This window comes from Candidatus Palibaumannia cicadellinicola (genome assembly GCF_000754265.1).
Taxonomy (GTDB): Bacteria; Pseudomonadota; Gammaproteobacteria; order Enterobacterales; family Enterobacteriaceae; genus Baumannia; species Baumannia cicadellinicola_B.
Map to the genome: position 1 here is coordinate 321,442 of NZ_CP008985.1, position 18,470 is coordinate 339,911.

The window sequence follows — 18,470 nt, forward strand, 5'->3', positions numbered from 1 at the left end:
ATATGGGGTCAGAATCGCTTACATTCAACTCATTCGCCAGAAGCCTGCTGAGCTTCGTGTTTACCATAAATTAGTAATGGCTCAGCCTGACCAGCGATGACGGTTTCATCAATCACGACTTTTTCAACACTTTCTTGAGATGGTAATTCATACATAGTTTCTAATAGTGCACCTTCTACGATAGAACGTAAGCCACGGGCACCTGTCTTTCGCGCCATAGCTTTTTTAGCTATGGCGGTTAGTGCTTCTTCACGAAATTCTAGTTCAACTCCTTCCAAGTTGAATAGTGCCTGGTACTGCTTCGTGAGCGCGTTCTTCGGTTCGCGTAATATCTGAATTAATGCTTCTTCGCTTAATTCATTCAACGTAGCAACAACAGGTAGACGACCGATAAACTCCGGTATTAGGCCAAATTTTACTAAATCTTCTGGTTCTACTTGAGCGAGTAGCTGGCCTTCAGTTAATGTTTCCGAGCTGACTTTAAGAGTAGCGCTGAAGCCGATACTTTGGTGAGTTTTAGTACGTCGTTCGATGACCTTATCCAGGCCGGCGAAAGCCCCACCGCAGATAAAAAGAATCTTTGATGTATCTACCTGTAAAAATTCTTGCTGAGGATGTTTTCTACCACCCTGTGGTGGAACCGCAGCAATAGTACCTTCAATTAGTTTTAGTAATGCCTGCTGTACACCCTCACCTGATACATCACGGGTTATAGAAGGATTATCCGATTTACGAGAAATTTTGTCTATTTCATCAATATATACTATGCCACGTTGCGCTTTTTGCACATCGTAATCACATTTTTGTAGCAGTTTTTGGAGAATATTTTCCACATCTTCACCAACATACCCTGCTTCGGTTAAAGTAGTTGCGTCAGCCATGGTGAATGGTACGTGTAGAAAGCGTGCCAGTGTATCGGCCAGTAGTGTTTTACCACTGCCTGTCGGTCCAATTAGTAGAATGTTACTTTTTCCAAGCTCAATGCCGTTATTATTATGAGTCTCGCTATTACGTAAGCGCTTGTAGTGATTATACACAGCAACTGCTAAAACTTTTTTTGCTTTCTCCTGACCAATAACATAATCATTTAGGTGGTTACGGATTTCATGGGGCGTAGGTAGTACGTTTAGTTCACGATGCGGAGCCACTTCCTTGATCTCTTCGCGGATAATATCATTGCATAAATCAACACATTCATCGCAGATATAAACCGATGGCCCGGCAATAAGTTTCCGTACTTCATGTTGGCTTTTACCGCAGAAAGAGCAATAAAGTAACTTTTTTGAACTATCTTTGCGCTTGTCTGTCATCAGTAAACCTCTTTCTTTTGTCTTTGTTTCGCACGTTAACTTTAAGTGAAGCAGAGCGAAACAGTGACGGCTGAATTAAAAATTAGTCGTAGGAGGAGATCTACCTTCCTTAGAACATATTATGTTTACTGTATTATTAGACTAGTGTTTTTACATACGCTTGCTCAAGACCGAATCAACAATTCCATAATCTACCCCTTCATTCGCTGATAGGAAACGATCGCGCTCTGTATCTTGTTCTATGACTTGGAGAGCCTGTCCTACATGTTTTGCCATCAACTCATTCATCCGTGCTTTTACCTTTAGAATCTCTTGAGCGTGGATCTCAATATCAGTAGCCTGACCCTGGAAACCACCCATTGGCTGATGAATCATTATCCGTGCATTAGGTAAGCAAAACCGCTTACCTTTAGCGCCAGCTGCAAGTAAGAAGGCACCCATAGAAGCTGCCTGACCCATACAAAAGGTGCTTACATCTGGTTTGATAAATTGCATTGTGTCGTAAATAGACATACCGGATGTAATAACTCCACCAGGGGAGTTAATGTATAAATAAATATCTTTTTCCGGATTTTCTGCTTCCAGAAAAATCATCTGTGCAACAATCAAATTAGCCATATAGTCTTCAACCCTACCGGTCATGAAGATAATTCGTTCTTTCAAAAGTCGCGAAAAGATGTCATATGAACGCTCTCCGCGTAAGGTCTGCTCAACTACCATAGGCACTAAGGCCATATTGAGTTTGTATGGAGTGTGTTCGTCACTATATGACATTATTTTGTCCTCAAAAAAACGCTCTATATTCTTTATTCTTGTTTTTATATAAGATATTAGATAATAGTGACACTAAAACCTAGTTATATTTTTCTATGTATTGATTGTGTGAAAAACGTACTTGTAAGCAGGAAGTTTGCGTACTATCTATTATCCTCTTTTCTTCTGAATAGGTTGTTCATGCTGCATTCTATACTATATTTAATATCCGTTAGCTGTAAATATATTGATATTAAGCTAGAGAAAAGACTTATATAAAAAAGCCTGTCATCCCGTGGTGACAGGCTATTCTGAATAGGACTATGTACGTCCCAAATCAAAACGACAGCTTTTAAGCAGCACTTAATTGATGCATAAAATCAGTGAAACATGTTTCTTTTTCTGTTACTTTAGCATTAGCAAGCAGTATTTCAAAAGCCTGTTCTTCTAGTGCCATATTATGTATGTTCCTAATCAGTGACTTATTTTTTTTGTATAAATTTATGATTACTTTCGGATTATCGTATGCAGATGCAATTTCTTCAATCAGTGCGTTAACGCGCGTAGTGTCAGCTTTAAGTTTCTTTTGTTTAATCACTTCACTTAGTAGTAGTGCAATAATGACGCGACGTTTAGCTTGTGTTTCAAAGAGATCGCGTGGTAACTCTTGCTCTTGTCCCTTAGTTTGATTTCCGCTAACACGTTGAGCTGTCTGACGCTTAAGTAGATCAATTTCTTCCTCGAGTAGCGCAGTTGGCACATCAATCAAATTGGCACTAAGCATGCAGTCGAACACCTGTGTTTTAACATAATGATGTACTGCATTCTTCAATGCACGCTCCATATCTTGCCGTACTTTAGCGCGTAGTGCTGCGATAGTACCATCTGCTACAGAGAAACATTTAATGAAAGTTTCGTCTAGTTTAGGTAGAGAACGTTGTTCTACTTTCTTGAGAACTATAGAAAATATCGCAGATTTATTTTGTAGATTTTTTGTATGGTAATTGTTTGGAAAATTAACGTTAATGTCGAAGCTTTCTCCAGCTTTATGGCCAATAATATTTTGATCTAAGCCAGGAAAGATCTGTTCTTGACCTATAGTCAGTATCAAGTCGTGGGCTTTACCGCCTTCTAATTCTTTGTTCTCTATTTTTCCGGTAAAGTCAATTGTGACCCTATCTTCAATATTAGCAGCATCAGAAGTTTCTTCCCAAGATGCCTTTTGTTTCATAAGCTTTTCTAGCATTATATCAACATCAGTATCTTTAACTTCTACCAAAGGTTTCTCAACTGTAATATTATCTAGACCTTTGAGTTCTACTTCCGGGTATACTTCGAACTCTACCCTATATATAAAATCTTTGCCAGCTTGGTATGCATCGTATAGATAGTTAGGTGTACCAATATAATTTATTTTTTGCTGAAGCATAGCTGTGATAAATTCATGATGCATTAGGTTGTTCAACACATCTTGACGGACGCAATCTAGGTAGCGTTGAGTCACGATATGCATGGGTGCTTTTCCTTTCCTAAATCCATCGATACAAACTGTTTGAGCAATATTGACTAGTTTAGTATGCACGGATTGTTCAATTTTATCGCAGGTAATAGTCATGGTGACACGGCGTTTTAGGCCTTCAGTGGTCTCAAAATCAATTTGCATTTTGTTACCTTTAAAAGTCACATGGATCGAACGAATATCATTTAGTTATATTCATTAGTTAACGAACAAAAAGACCACCTAGTCGCACACACTTAGTAAGTATGACACAAACTTAATCCGAGTAAATGCGTAGATGGAAGTCTAGTATAAGCTAACAGAAAAATAAAAGAAAAAAAATGCTGTGACTCGCTACCTCAGGTAATTAGCGACCGAATACAACGACATAATGGTGACCATAATACTTTATCTTGCTCCTCCAGCTGTGTCCACTCTTTTACTGTATATGTGTGCAGAGCAAGTGCATATACTGGTCCGGCTAACTCCTCTGCTAATACTCTATAGATAGCGCGGTGTCTGCTAATCATGCTCTCTCCGTTAAAGTATTCGCTTACTAATACTACCTTGAAATGAGTGTCAGATATTATTGGCGTATGGCAATTACTTTCGTCTAAGACATCAAGATATAGCGGATCAAACGTAACTTTAATTTTTGTTTCTATTTGCTTGCATATCATAATATTTTCAGCTAATTGTTAAAGGTAACTGCTATAATAGATAAATGTGCAGTTATTATAGCATTAGCTGCTCATATGAGCACATGAATCATGCCTAATTTATAATTTAGAGTAATCATTTTGACCCCACAAGATTATCTCTGATGAATTAATATCTTGAGAAAAATATATTTGATAGTTTTTATATCGATAATATATATCAATAAATTTTATTATTAGTGATATTAACACTCTTACTGAAAGAAGACGATAAGCTTGTTTACAGTACTGTAACCTTACCGTAAAATACCAACAAATTTCAATATGACATTCCGTATATTTTGTTAAGGTCTTTAGATGAGGCTCAGAAAAAACAATAATAGTCTAGAAATGATGTTTATTATTATAATAATGGGGTTACTCAGCGGTTGTAGTAATGTTGTGTTAATGAATCCTAAAGGACAGATTGGACTAGAGGAACGTTCACTGATCTTGACCGCACTAGGGCTAATGTTGATTATTGTTATACCAGTGATTGCAATGGCTATTATCTTTGCAATTAAATATCGTGCATCAAATATTAAAGCAACGTATAGTCCTAACTGGTATCATTCTACCAAAATAGAATTGGTTGTATGGTCGATACCCATTATGATCATTATATTCCTGGCTATTTTAACCTGGAAGTCTACTCATGTACTTGATCCATGTAAACCTATTCCATCCGCTGCAAAACCGATGATGATTCAGGTAATAGCGCTAGATTGGAAATGGTTGTTTATTTATCCAGAATACTGCATTGCGACAGTAAACGAAATAGCTTTTCCTACTAACGTACCGATTCATTTAAAGATTACCTCTAACTCCGTCATGAACTCTTTTTTCATTCCACAGTTAGGTGGACAAATTTACGCTATGGCTGGTATGAACTCTACTCTTAACCTTATTGCTAATGAGCAAGGTACCTATAAAGGTATCTCATCTAACTTTAGTGGACGTGGCTTCTCTGGAATGAAATTTACTGCGATTGCAACCCAAGATTATGAATCTTTTCATCAATGGGTGCAAAAAGTGAAAAATTCACAACATCAACTGAGTACTATGTCTGATTATGAGTATTTAGCCGCTCCTAGCGAAAACCATCCGGTTCAGTACTTTTCAAACGTCAAACGAGATTTATATCAAAACGTGATAGGAAAGTTTATGAGTATAAGTCAGGATGGAAGCATGCATGCTTCTCTCCAATAATAATCAGATAGATACTAATATGGTTAAAAATTTCTCACATAGGTCTTGAGGAATCAAAGATGTTCGGAAAGTTAACACTCAATTCTATTCCTTACCACGAACCTATCATTATGGTAACTGTGGCCTCTATTATTATGATTAGTATGATACTAATCTCTGCTATTACTTATTTTGGAAAATGGCAGTATCTTTGGAATAATTGGTTCACCTCAGTAGATCATAAAAAAATAGGTATCATGTATATTATAGTAGCGTTTGTTATGCTACTACGTGGCTTTGCTGATGCAATAATGATGCGCTCGCAACAAGTATTAGCATCTGCAGGTGATGTTGGATTCTTACCTCCGCACCATTACGATCAGGTTCTGACCGCCCATGGTGTTATTATGATCATATTTATGGCGACACCTTTCGTAGTAGGTCTCATAAACTTAATTGTACCGTTGCAAATAGGTGCGCGTGATGTTGCTTTCCCGTTTTTGAATTCTCTTAGCTTCTGGTTATTTATTGTAGGTGTGATCCTTATTAATATTTCTCTAGGAGTAGGTGAATTTGCCCAAACAGGTTGGGTCGCCTATCCACCATTAGCATCTAAGGAGTATAGTCCTGGTGTAGGAGTGGATTATTGGATCTGGAGTATCCAGATAGCTGGTATCGGTACCACATTGACCGGAATTAATTTCTTCACGACTATCTTATGTATGCGTGCTCCAGGCATGACAATGATGAAAATGCCAGTCTTTAGCTGGGCTGCACTATGTACTAACGTACTGATAATTACCGCATTTCCTATTTTAACTGTAACAATAGCATTGCTAACCCTAGACCGCTATCTTGGAACTCATTTCTTTACTAATGATATGGGTGGAAATGCAATGATGTATATTAATTTATTCTGGGCTTGGGGCCATCCAGAAGTCTATATTTTGGTACTCCCGGTGTTCGGTGTTTTTTCAGAAGTAGTATCAACTTTTTCGAAAAAACCTCTATTTGGTTATACGTCGCTAGTATGGGCTACCATAGTTATTACTATACTATCATTTTGTGTTTGGTTACATCATTTTTTTACTATGGGTTCTGGTGCCAACGTCAACGCTTTTTTTGGCATTATGACGATGATTATCGCTATACCGACCGGAGTTAAGATTTTTAACTGGCTTTTTACTATGTACCAGGGTCGTATTGTATTTCATTCCTCGATGTTATGGACTATTGGTTTTATTATTACCTTCTCTATTGGTGGTATGGCTGGAGTATTATTAGCAGTACCGGGCGCTGATTTTGTTTTGCATAATAGTCTGTTCCTGATTGCACATTTCCATAATGTCATCATTGGCGGTGTGGTATTTGGTTGCTTCGCAGGTATGAACTATTGGTTTCCCAAATTTTTCGGTTTTACGCTAAATGAAACGTGGGGTAAACGTGCATTCTGGTTCTGGATAATAGGTTTTTACGTAGCTTTCATGCCTCTTTATGCATTGGGCTTGATGGGTATGACTCGTCGTTTAAACCAACATATAGACCCGACATTCCATCCAATGTTAATCTGCGCAGCTAGTGGTACACTACTAATTGCATTAGGTATCTTTTGCCAAGTAATTCAAATTATAGTTAGCGTACGTGATCGCGATCATAATCGCGACCTAACTGGTAATCCATGGGGAGGAAAAACTCTAGAATGGATAACATCTTCTCCTCCACCATTCTATAATTTTGCGATATTACCGCAAGATCATAGTAATGTTGACTATCGAAAGAGAGCATATGAACCAATCCATATGCCTAAAAATACCAGTGCGGGCCTTGTTATCTCGGCTTTTAGTCTCATAATAGGATTCGCTCTTATTTGGTATATTTGGTGGTTAGCTCTAGTAAGTTTAATAGGCATGGTTATAACCTGGATCATTTATAGTTTCAACGAAGACATTGATTATTATGTGACATTAGAAGAAATTCAGCATATCGAAAACCAGCGAAAACCAGTATGTCAACAAAATTAGTGCAGCGTGCTTGAATCATGTCAACTCCGATCATCTCTAATAATAAAACTACTTATACTCAACCTGGACACCAAAATCTAGGAGCCAAAACTATTTTCGGTTTTTGGATATACTTGATGAGCGACTGCATTATTTTCGCAACTATGTTTGCGACTTATGCAGTCTTAAGTAAGAGTGTAGCAGGAGGACCATCTGGCAAAGATATTTTTGACTTACCGGTCGTACTAGTTGAAACTTTTTGCTTATTATTTAGTAGTCTGACTTATGGTATGGGCATTTTAGCTATGCACCGTACTCAAAAAAACCTAGTTAATATCTGGCTATTCTTAACCTTCATTTTGGGTCTATGCTTTATTAGCATGGAACTTATAGAGTTAAATAATCTAGTAGCTAAAGGATTTGGTCCTGATCGTAGCGCGTTTTTATCTAGCTTTTTTGGTATTGTTGCGACACATGGTATTCATGTAATATCAGGTTTAATCTGGATTATTGTTATGATAGTGCAGGTATCAAGTCGTGGTCTGACTTTACTAAACCAGACTCGTTTACAATGCCTGAGCCTGTTCTGGCATTTCTTGGACGTAATATGGATTTGTGTATTTACAGTGGTGTACTTAATGGGAGTACTTTAATGATTTCTACAAGCACAAAACATACGCGCTCCCATAGCAACGGCAGCTATAAAACTTATATCATAGTTTTTTTTCTGTCGATGATCCTGACGATTATTCCATTTACTATGATAATGAGTAATTACGTAGCTAAACATTATAATATTATTATATTAGTTACTTGTGCTATCGTTCAGATTTTGTTACATCTGATTTTCTTCCTTCACTTGAACATATCTACTGAGCAGCAGTGGAATCTAATAGCATTCTTTTTTACAATGTTGATTATGACAATCCTTATTGTAGGCTCTTTATGGATTATGTTGCATTTAAACTCAAACTTAATGAGCTAATTCTCCATAACAAAAAAATCATTCAGCAATACCTAGAAGTAATCAAACCAGGAATTGTTTTGAGTAATTTAATTTCTTTTATTGGTGGATTTTTACTAGCTTCAAAAGGAGAGATCAATTATCTCCTGTTGTGCACTACAATGATAGGTGTTTCATTGGTAGTAGCCTCAGGTTGTGTATTCAATAACGTCATTGATCGTGATATCGATCGTAAAATGAAAAGAACTCAAAATAGAACTCTAGTCACACAATTACTGTCGCTAAAAAATTGTCTTATATACGGAATCATTTTAGGTATGACTGGTGTGATATTACTATATAGGTCAGCTAACCTATTAGCCATGTGGTTAGCAATCATAGGATTTACCGTATATGTTGGCTTTTATAGCCTGTATATGAAACGAAGATCTATTTACGGAACTATGATAGGCAGTTTTGCTGGTGCGGTACCACCGGTAATTGGATATTGTGCTGTAAGTAACCAGTTTGATATCGGAGCACTAATTTTATTACTAATCTTTAGTATTTGGCAAATGCCACACTCTTACGCTATCGCGATTTTTCGTTTAAAAGATTATCAAGCTGCTTCAATTCCAGTCTTTCCTATTGAACTAGGAATTTCGGTAACCAAAAATCATATTACTTGGTATATCATTGGTTTTATGCTTACCACACTAATACTTTACTTTAGCGGTTATGTGACTAGCTATGAATATTTAATTATAATGACATTAGTTAATATCTGGTGGCTTTTTGTGGCTTTACAAGGATATAAATCGGCTAATAATGATCAAGTGTGGGCAAGGAAGCTGTTTATTTTATCGATTATAGCTATTACATCACTAAGTGTGATGATGTCAGTAGACAGAATTTTTCAACACTAATTTCATGAGTGGAAAAACTCAATAATAATAAGATCCCCACCCCGGTTAGGGTTAGATATGAAGAGGTCTTCATGAACGTCAATAAAATGACTAGTATAGAACTACGTGCCATCTGGGGGTTAGGCGCAGTTTTGACATTACGCATGTTAGGAATATTTATGGTTTTGCCAGTGCTAACTACCTATGGTATGAAGCTACAGGGTGCTAGCGAATCCATGATCGGTTTAGCAATAGGTATTTATGGTTTAGTACAATCAATATTTCAGATACCATCTGGTTTAGTATCTGACCGAGTAGGCTGTAAGCCGCTTATCATAAGCGGCTTATTAATCTTCATGCTAGGTAGTATCATTGCCGCATTAACTAACTCAATCTGGGGCGTAATTATAGGTCGTGCTTTGCAAGGCACCGGCACTATCACTGCTGCCGTTATGGCAATGCTGTCAGATTTAACTCGAGAACAAAATCGTACAAAAGCAATGGCTTTTATCGGTATAAGTTTTAGTATAGCTTTCGCGACTTCCATAGTTTTAGGACCTATTATTACTCAGGCCATTGGCCTAAGTGGTCTTTTTTGGGGTATTGCTACTTTAACGCTAGTTAGCGTCGTCATTGCAATCATTGTGGTACCAGTATCACACAATCATACGCTTAACCGAGAGTCAAGTATTATACATACTAGTTTTGGTACAATTTTAGCTCATACGCAGTTACTCAAACTAAATTTTAGTATTTTTTGCCTACATACCATACTGATGTTAAATTTTATTGTTTTACCACAAATTATGATCTGTGCGCACATTTTACCTGTCGATCAATGGAAAGTATATTTAGTAGCACTATTAGTTTCGTTCGTTATCGTAGTGCCTTGTATCATCTATGCTGAAATTAAGCGTCGCATAAAGCATGTTTTTATTAGCAGTGTTATTATACTATTATGTACAGAAATATTATTACTCAATGTAAGTCACCATCAATGGATGTTATTTACCGGAATTGAGTTATTTTTTTTAGTATTTAATGTGATGGAAGTCATTTTGCCTTCACTTATAAGCAAAGAGGCTCCGGCGGGCCTTAAAGGTACTGCTATGGGTTTTTACTCTACTAGCCAGTTTTTAGGTGTTGCCTTCGGAGGTATTATGGGCGGTTGGTTATTTCAGCTGCTAGGAGCTTCGCTAGTTATTCTAACCGGTGTTATAGTTGCATTGGTATGGTGGTTAGTGAGTATTACCTTACATGAACCACCTTATGTTACTAGTCTACGTATTACTTTGCCAAGCTTAAATACTTCGACAAAAGAACAGCTGATACAATTTCTATTGGCTGAGCCAGAAGTAACAGAAGTAGTAGTTATACCGGAAGAGAGGAGTGCTTACATTAAAGTAGATACAAAACAGATAAATAGTATAGTGCTGAATAAACTGAATCAAATCGTGACTAGTCACGGAATGAGAATAAATTAACTGTTAGTTAATTGTTCAGTCATACCTATAAAAAAAATTTAGCGGTAAAAATAAAGTGAAAGTTACTGTGCTTGGTTGTGGCGCGCTAGGGCAGCTATGGTTATCGGCATTTTTTCGCCACAAACATAGCGTCCAAGGATGGTTACGAGTACCAAAACCATTTTGTACTATTACAGTAATAAATCAGCATGGAGTAGAAAACAGTTTTCAATTACCAGCAAATAACAGACAACGACTCGCCGACAGCGAACTATTACTCGTGACACTAAAAGCTTGGCAAGTCTCGAAAGAAGTACAAGAGTTGCTCCCGCAATTACGATCCGATTGTGCTATCTTACTAATGCATAATGGTTTAGGTACTAAAGAAGAATTCCCTGAGTTAGTACAACCACTATTACTAGGAACGACTACTCATGCTGCTTACTCTGAAGAAGGAAAAATTTATCATATATCTGCCGGTATTACTAGTATAGGTCCCGGTAATGTACCAGCAAAATCCGTCGACCAACTTTCGGCAGTGCTACACCAGGTACTACCGAAAGTCACTTGGCATAACAATATCGTAGCGTCTAGCTGGATAAAACTAGCGGTTAACTGCGTTATTAACCCGTTAAGCGCCATCTATGAGTGTCGCAATGGCGAACTAGAGTATTATACGGATGAAATTGAGGCGATTTGTCGCGAGGTAGTAATAGTAATGCACTATGAAGGCTACTACATTAATTATCATCTATTACTTTTCTATATCTGTCAAGTCATAAGAAGTACCTCTGGTAATATATCTTCAATGCTACAAGATATACGAGCTAAGAGGCTCTCAGAAATAGATTATATTAACGGTTATGTACTACGCCGCGCAAACGCCCACGGTTTAAGATTACCGGTAAATCAGCGGTTATTTAATATAATTAAACACAAGGAGCAAAACTATAAGTACTAATCATATTGATGGACGATATACTTTAACATTAGAAAATCCTTTTTCACGTAGGTAAAGGGCTTGCAATCTACTCATAACACCGTAATCGCAATAAAGCAAATAAAATTTACTTTGATCTAACTGAGAAAACTGGCTACCTAGCTTATAGAATGGCAATTGTTGCATCACAACATTCTCGATGAGTAGTGGACTATTTTCCTGTTCATCAGGCGTACGGATATCGAGAACTACATCATTTTGGCTAAACTCTGCGATATTTTTTACTTCAGTAAGGTGATTACGATCCTGGGTCATATAATTCCATCCTGCTTTAAAAATAAAATTTATAGAAATGATTATACGTTTTATGGAAATAAAACTAAGTACTAAAACTAGTTTTCTGGTATAATGAATTTCAAGCTGTAAGTCTTCTTTAGGCTAATGTAGTAACTAAACATGGTAGAATTCATCCATGAGCTGCAAAAAAGCAGCCGGTGTGTAGATGCTGCCCTAGAACGGTATCTATACGCTCTTTCAAGTCAAAAAACTAAGCTAGTTCAGGCTATGCACTATAGCACCCTTCTCGGAGGAAAACGGCTGCGACCGTTTCTAGTTTACCAAACAGGTCAGTTGTTCGGCCTAAAGCAAGAAAGCCTCGATGCACCCGCTGCTGCTATTGAGTGTATTCATGCTTATTCGCTCATCCATGATGATCTTCCAGCAATGGATAACAATACACTACGACGTGGTGAGCCTACCTGTCATGTTCAATTTGGCGAAACAACTGCAATTTTAGCTGGAGATGCATTGCATACCTTGGCATTTACTATTCTAACTCATGCACCAATATCGGCTATTACTACAGAAGAGCGTTTGAAGATGATCGCAGTTCTAGCCGAAGCTAGTGGCGCTGAGGGTATGTGTTTCGGCCAAGCGCTTGATTTAGAGTCAGAAGGTAAACATGTCTCAGCTGAAGTCCTGGAAACTATCCATCGCTATAAAACTGGTGCCCTAATTCGTGCGGCGGTGCACATGGGAGCACTAGCCGCAGGAAAAAAAAGCAGAAAGATACTTAATTATCTTGATAGTTATGCTGTAGCTATAGGCCTAGCATTTCAAGTACAAGATGATATCTTAGATATGATAGGAGATAGCCAAAGTACTGGTAAACAGCGTGGTGCAGATAAGTTATTAGGTAAAAAAACTTATCCATTGCTACTTGGATTAGATATGGCACGAGCTAAAGCTAAAAATCTCTATAAGGAATCTCTAGCATCCTTAAAAAAGATTGATGCAATCGGATATAATACAAACATGTTAGTCAAACTAGCGCGCTATATCATTGAACGTAAAACATAAATGATGCTTTTTTTATACCGTAAGTATGAACATCTAATGAGCTTTCAATGAGCTTTGAGACCAAAAAGTATCCAACACTTGCCCTAGCAGATAATCCTGTTCAGTTACGTTTGTTGCCCAAAGAAAGTCTGTTAGTACTGTGTGACGAACTACGTCAGTTTCTGCTTGCTAGCGTTAGCCGCTCAAGCGGCCATTTTGCATCAGGGCTTGGCACTGTAGAACTGACGGTAGCTTTACATTATGTATATAATACTCCTTTTGACCATATCATTTGGGATGTTGGTCATCAAGCATACCCACATAAAATTATTACTGGGCGTCGAAATCGCATGACTACCATACGTCAGCGTAATGGGTTACATCCATTTCCATGGCGTGGAGAAAGTGAATACGACATACTATCGGTTGGCCACTCCTCGACCTCCATAAGTGCTGGTCTTGGTATGGCTGTAGCAGCTGCGTATGAAGGCCTAGGTAGAAGAACGGTTTGTATTATAGGTGATGGCGCGATTACCGCTGGCATGGCTTTTGAAGCGATGAATCACGCCGGTGACATTAAATATGATCTACTTGTGGTACTAAACGACAACGAAATGTCTATTTCTGAAAATGTAGGTGCGTTAAATAACCACCTTGCACGTCTTTTATCTGGTAAGTGTTATTTAACACTCCGCGAAGGAAGCAAAAAAGTGCTATATGGTATTCCACCTATAAAAGAGCTGGTAAAACGTACCGAAGAGCACATAAAAGGCATAATAGTACCGGGCGGTACGTTATTTGAAGAGCTTGGTTTTAATTACATTGGTCCGGTAGATGGTCATGATGTTCAGGGTATGGTACAAACTCTAAAGAATATGCGTAGTATGAAAGGCCCTCAATTACTACATATTATTACCAAGAAAGGATGTGGTTACGCTCCAGCTGAGAAAGATCCGATTACTTGGCACGCTGTACCTAAGTTTGATCCGGTAAGAGGTACGCTGCCGAAAAGCTATAGCAGGTATCCTACTTACTCGGTAATTTTTGGTGAGTGGTTGTGCACCACCGCGGCTAGTGATGATAAGTTGATAGCGATAACCCCTGCGATGCGTGAAGGCTCGGGTATGGTTGATTTTTCGCGCCAATTTCCGCAACAATATTTTGATGTAGCTATTGCCGAGCAGCATGCGGTAACCTTTGCAGCTGGTTTAGCTATTAGTGGCTACAATCCCATTGTAGCCATTTATTCTACTTTCCTGCAACGTGCCTATGATCAAGTGATCCACGACGTGGCAATCCAAAATCTACCAGTGCTGTTTGCTATTGATAGAGGCGGTGTCGTTGGCCCAGATGGTCAAACTCATCAGGGTGCTTTCGATCTTTCCTACCTACGCTGTATACCAAATATGGTGATCATGACTCCAAGCGATGAGAATGAATGCCGGCTGATGTTGCATACTGGGTATCATTATCACGGTGGTCCTAGCGCAGTACGTTACCCACGTGGTAACGGTACCGGTGTGACATTCAGCGTACTGAGAAAATTGCAGCTAGGTAAGGGTGTTGTGCGCCGCAAAGGCGTTAATATTGCCATTCTAAATTTTGGTACTTTGCTAGCGCAGGCAGAAGAAGTTGCCAATATCCTAGATGCTACTCTAGTAGATATGCGTTTCGTAAAACCCCTAGATACAGAATTAATAACTAAGCTAGCTGTTAGCCATAAAGCATTAGTGACGCTGGAAGAAAACGCAATAATAGGTGGTGCAGGAAGCGGAGTGAATGAATATATCATGCGCCAACGATTACTAGTACCAGTTTTAAATATTGGTTTACCAGATTATTTTATTTCGCAGGGTAGCCAGGAGGAGATACGTGCTGATCTTCAATTAAATAGTTACGGTATCCTTCAGCAAATTGAAAAATGGTTAGAATGATATTCTCTCATCAATATCATTATAACCATTTTACTTGGTACGGTTCATAGGGATAAAATACTAAAACTTTGCGCTCCTACCTACCCTACTATGCAATAAAACGTTAGGTATCTCTGTGAATATTCACGCATTTATTTCTGAAAAAGTTAATCAAGCCATGCTAGCAGTAGGTGCTCCGGCTAGCTACAAAGTACAGGTACGACAATCAGTTAAAACAAAGTTTGGTGATTATCAAGTAAATGGTATCATGACTATCGCTAAGCAACTAGGAGTACCCTCGTATCAGTTGGCAGAAAAAGTAATTAGTATGCTTAATTTAGATGGTATAGCGCGCAAAGTAGAGATTGCTGGTCCAGGTTTTATTAATATCTTTCTTGATTCACAGTGGCTTGCAACACAAATAGCCATTGCCCTAGCTTCACCGCGACTAGGTATCTTACAGTATTCTCCTCAAACAATTGTGGTAGACTACTCTTCTCCTAATGTTGCTAAAGAGATGCACGTTGGCCATCTTCGTTCTACTATTATCGGCGATGCATCAGCGCGTATCTTAGAATTTTTGGGCCATAAAGTTATTCGTGCTAATCATATTGGTGATTGGGGTACTCATTTTGGCATGCTTATAGCCTATCTTGAAAAAGTAGAGTATGATGGTGAATTAGAAATAGAACTATCCAGCCTAAACAACTTTTACCGTCATGCTAAAAAAAATTATGATATAGATCCTAATTTTGCAAAAAAAGCACGTAACTATGTAGTCAAATTACAGTGCGGTGATTCTTATTGCCTCCAGATGTGGCGCAAGCTAGTTAATGTAACTATAGTTCAGAATCAGAAGATTTATGATCGGCTTAATCTTACCCTCAGTCAAGATAATATCATGGGCGAAAGCATGTATAATAATATGTTACCAGATATTGTAACTGATTTGAAAGCTAAAGGTCTAGCAGTAGAAAGCGCAGGAACAACCTTAGTTTTCCTTAATGAATTTAGAAATAAAGACGGAAAACCTATGGGTGTGATTATTCAAAAAAAAGACGGAGCTTATCTCTATACTACTACAGATATTGCATGTGCCAAATACCGTTATGAAACGCTAAAAGCTGACAGAATAATATATTATATTGATTCTCGCCAGCATCAGCATTTACTACAAGTATGGACTATTGTCCGCAAAGCAGGCTATATTCCAGAAACGGTGGTGTTGGAACACCATATGTTTGGCATGATATTGGGTAAGGACGGAAAACCTTTAAAAACCAGGGCTGGAATAACAGTGAAGCTTAATGACCTACTAGATGAAGCTCTGGTACGGGCACGCTGCCTAATTGTTAGCAAACAAGTTAATGTAGATCTCATCGAGTTAGAACGCTTAGCGCAAGTCATCAGCATCGGTGCGATAAAATATGCGGAACTATCAAAAAATCGTATGACCGACTATATATTTAACTGGGACGATATGCTAAGTTTTGAAGGTAATACTGCACCCTACATACAATATGCATACACACGTATAGTGTCTATATTCAAGCGTAGTACTTTAAATCAACAACAGTTGACTGGCAATGTTTATCTCGAAAATGAACAAGAATATTTCCTTGCAGTGCGCCTCCTGCAATATGAGGAAACCATAACTACTGTTGCACGCTATGGTACACCGCATGTTTTATGCGCTTATTTATATAATCTAGCTGTACGATTTTCGTCATTCTATGAACATTGCCCTATACTAAATGCTGACAATGATATACAGTATAAAAGTCGTTTACAGTTAGCGCTTCTTACCTCACGGACGTTGCAACAGGGTCTGAACCTACTTGGTATCGAGACGGTAGAAAAGATGTAACTCAATGCAATTCACGTGCTCTTATTTGAATTTAAAGTGATGGAACGAAATCACGTAGCCGGAAACCAGCAAGCCTAAGTGCCGTCAAGTAAAATATCATCCCTACCACTATTACGGCTATTAAACGAAGTAAACGCCATGGCATACTACCTTGCGTCCAGTCTGGCATGACCATTAGTAATACTACTAATGCCACGGCCATCACGCTGACGGTAAATATTAACCGCAATAAAAATTTGATCCAGCCAGGTTGTGGCTGAAATATTTTTTGTCTACGTAACTGCCAGTACAGTAAGCTAGCGTTCAGACAAGCTCCTAGGCCAATGGAGAGTGATAGCCCAGCATGCTTGAGTGGACCGATAAAAGTTAGGTTCATTAATTGCGTGATAATAAGAGTGATAATTCCTAATTGTACCGGAGTTTTGATGTCTTGACGTGAATAAAAACCAGGTGCAAGAACTTTCACCAGCATTAAACCAATCAGTCCAACTGAATAAGCTAATAACGCACGCTGAGTCATCATCGTGTCAAAGGGGGAAAATTGATTATACTGAAATAAAGCTACTATAAGTGGTTTGGCAAGAATGGCCAGCGCCACAGAACTTGGCAACGCTAGCAGAAAACAGAGACGGAGTCCCCAATCTAGCAGTAAGGAGAATTCTACATGATTCCCTTTGAACACACTGCGCGATAGAGATGGTAGTAAAATCGTCCCTAACGCAACTGCTAATACACCTGCAGGAAACTCCATAAGCCGATCAGCATAATAGATCCATGATACCGAACCAGATACTAAGAAAGAGGCAAAAATTGTATTGATGATTAATGAAATTTGGCTGACTGATACCCCAATGATAGCAGGTCCCATGACCTGTAATACTCGCCACACACCAGCATCTCTAAATTGTAAGCGCGGCATAACTAACAAGCCTATTTTTTTGAGGTACGGCAATTGATAACACAATTGCAGTATTCCTCCGATTACAACCGCCCAGGCTAGCGCCATAATTGGCGGATTAAAACACTGTGCCGCCAGAAGAGCAAAGACTATCATACTCATATTCAGTAACGTTGGAACAAAAGCGGGCACCAAGAACCTATTCCAAGCATTGAGTATCGCTCCCACTAGCGATGTCATGGAAATAAGTAGAATATAAGGAAATATCACACGTGATAGCGATGACGTTAAAACAAACTGTTCTGGTGTATTGCTAAATCCTGGGGCAGTTATTTTTATTAACCATGGTGCACCTAGCATACCAGTTATAGTCACTAGCATTAGTGTGAGTATCAGCATACCAGCGATATAGGAAATAAAAGTACGTGTATCCTCTTCTGCATGATTACTTTTATATTCTGCCAAAATAGGCACGAATGCCTGGGAAAAAGCACCTTCAGCAAAAATACGCCGCAAAAGATTAGGTAATTTGAAAGCAACAAAAAAAGCATCTGTTGCCATCCCAGCACCAAATACTCGGGCAATAATTGCATCTCGTGCAAAACCCAGGACGCGCGAAAACATAGTTATGAAACTAACAGCAGCAAATTTTGTTAATAAACTCATAATATGATATTGTGCGGGACCTAATTATATAGGCATGGTTATTTGAGCTACATAACGTAATTAGTTATGACTAAGTTTAATTAATATATA

The 18,470-nt window shown here is 38.4% G+C and carries 15 protein-coding genes and 1 pseudogene; 10 read left to right on the forward strand and 6 right to left on the reverse strand.

Annotation, left to right across the window (positions count from 1 at the left end):
* Positions 1 to 29: 29 nt before the first annotated feature.
* The 4 genes from clpX to IM45_RS01525 form a co-directional block, all read right to left on the reverse strand.
* Positions 30 to 1,310: an ATP-dependent protease ATP-binding subunit ClpX gene (gene clpX / locus IM45_RS01510; RefSeq protein WP_038498366.1), complete on the reverse strand. Its 1,281-nt coding sequence runs from the start codon at positions 1,308 to 1,310 to the stop codon at positions 30 to 32.
* A 150-nt stretch (positions 1,311 to 1,460) separates the two neighbouring features.
* Complete coding sequence (gene clpP / locus IM45_RS01515; protein WP_038498369.1) at positions 1,461 to 2,084, reverse strand: ATP-dependent Clp endopeptidase proteolytic subunit ClpP; 624 nt, start codon at positions 2,082 to 2,084, stop codon at positions 1,461 to 1,463.
* A gap of 331 nt (positions 2,085 to 2,415) precedes the next feature.
* On the reverse strand, positions 2,416 to 3,726 hold the full coding sequence (tig, locus tag IM45_RS01520; RefSeq protein WP_038498372.1) for a trigger factor: 1,311 nt from the start codon (positions 3,724 to 3,726) through the stop codon (positions 2,416 to 2,418).
* Between the two features lie 194 nt (positions 3,727 to 3,920).
* Positions 3,921 to 4,241, reverse strand: a complete 321-nt coding sequence (locus IM45_RS01525) for a BolA/IbaG family iron-sulfur metabolism protein (RefSeq protein WP_038498375.1) — start codon at positions 4,239 to 4,241, stop codon at positions 3,921 to 3,923.
* Positions 4,242 to 4,577: 336 nt separating this feature from the next.
* On the opposite strand from IM45_RS01525, the gene cyoA reads away from it, so the two are divergent.
* From cyoA to panE, 7 genes are all read left to right on the forward strand, one after another.
* Positions 4,578 to 5,468, forward strand: a complete 891-nt coding sequence (cyoA, locus tag IM45_RS01530; RefSeq protein WP_038498378.1) for a ubiquinol oxidase subunit II — start codon at positions 4,578 to 4,580, stop codon at positions 5,466 to 5,468.
* 59 nt (positions 5,469 to 5,527) lie between these two features.
* Positions 5,528 to 7,468, forward strand: coding sequence for a cytochrome o ubiquinol oxidase subunit I (gene cyoB, locus IM45_RS01535; RefSeq protein ID WP_038498384.1), 1,941 nt, complete (start codon positions 5,528 to 5,530; stop codon positions 7,466 to 7,468).
* Positions 7,469 to 7,485: 17 nt separating this feature from the next.
* Positions 7,486 to 8,100 (forward strand): cytochrome o ubiquinol oxidase subunit III, encoded by a 615-nt coding sequence (gene cyoC, locus IM45_RS01540; protein WP_038498387.1) that lies wholly within the window; start codon positions 7,486 to 7,488, stop codon positions 8,098 to 8,100.
* Positions 8,100 to 8,432, forward strand: coding sequence for a cytochrome o ubiquinol oxidase subunit IV (gene cyoD, locus IM45_RS03685; RefSeq protein ID WP_081901721.1), 333 nt, complete (start codon positions 8,100 to 8,102; stop codon positions 8,430 to 8,432). Before cyoC ends, cyoD begins: the two co-directional genes overlap by 1 nt.
* Positions 8,433 to 8,449: 17 nt before the next feature.
* Positions 8,450 to 9,316 (forward strand): heme o synthase, encoded by an 867-nt coding sequence (gene cyoE, locus IM45_RS01545; RefSeq protein WP_038499537.1) that lies wholly within the window; start codon positions 8,450 to 8,452, stop codon positions 9,314 to 9,316.
* Between the two features lie 71 nt (positions 9,317 to 9,387).
* Positions 9,388 to 10,779 carry an MFS transporter gene (locus IM45_RS01550; protein WP_038498390.1) on the forward strand — a complete coding sequence of 464 codons (1,392 nt, stop codon included), beginning with the start codon at positions 9,388 to 9,390 and terminating at the stop codon, positions 10,777 to 10,779.
* Between the two features lie 55 nt (positions 10,780 to 10,834).
* Positions 10,835 to 11,719: a 2-dehydropantoate 2-reductase gene (gene panE / locus IM45_RS01555; RefSeq protein WP_038498392.1), complete on the forward strand. Its 885-nt coding sequence runs from the start codon at positions 10,835 to 10,837 to the stop codon at positions 11,717 to 11,719.
* Here the strand turns inward: panE and thiI are convergent.
* Positions 11,720 to 12,007 (reverse strand): annotated as a pseudogene (gene thiI, locus IM45_RS01560) (thiazole biosynthesis protein); the annotation flags it as partial. It abuts the gene before it with no gap.
* A 147-nt stretch (positions 12,008 to 12,154) separates the two neighbouring features.
* Between thiI and ispA the strand changes: the two are divergent.
* From ispA to argS, 3 genes are all read left to right on the forward strand, one after another.
* The gene (gene ispA, locus IM45_RS01565; protein ID WP_038498410.1) at positions 12,155 to 13,057 is read left to right on the forward strand and encodes a (2E,6E)-farnesyl diphosphate synthase; all 903 of its coding nucleotides are present in this window, start codon (positions 12,155 to 12,157) and stop codon (positions 13,055 to 13,057) included.
* A gap of 47 nt (positions 13,058 to 13,104) precedes the next feature.
* On the forward strand, positions 13,105 to 14,970 hold the full coding sequence (gene dxs / locus IM45_RS01570) for a 1-deoxy-D-xylulose-5-phosphate synthase (protein WP_038498413.1): 1,866 nt from the start codon (positions 13,105 to 13,107) through the stop codon (positions 14,968 to 14,970).
* A gap of 115 nt (positions 14,971 to 15,085) precedes the next feature.
* Entirely contained in the window at positions 15,086 to 16,816 is a 1,731-nt protein-coding gene (gene argS / locus IM45_RS01575; protein WP_038498416.1) for an arginine--tRNA ligase, read from the forward strand.
* A gap of 31 nt (positions 16,817 to 16,847) precedes the next feature.
* Here argS and murJ read toward each other — a convergent pair whose 3' ends face one another.
* Positions 16,848 to 18,380 carry a murein biosynthesis integral membrane protein MurJ gene (gene murJ, locus IM45_RS01580; RefSeq protein ID WP_038498418.1) on the reverse strand — a complete coding sequence of 511 codons (1,533 nt, stop codon included), beginning with the start codon at positions 18,378 to 18,380 and terminating at the stop codon, positions 16,848 to 16,850.
* Positions 18,381 to 18,470 lie beyond the last annotated feature (90 nt).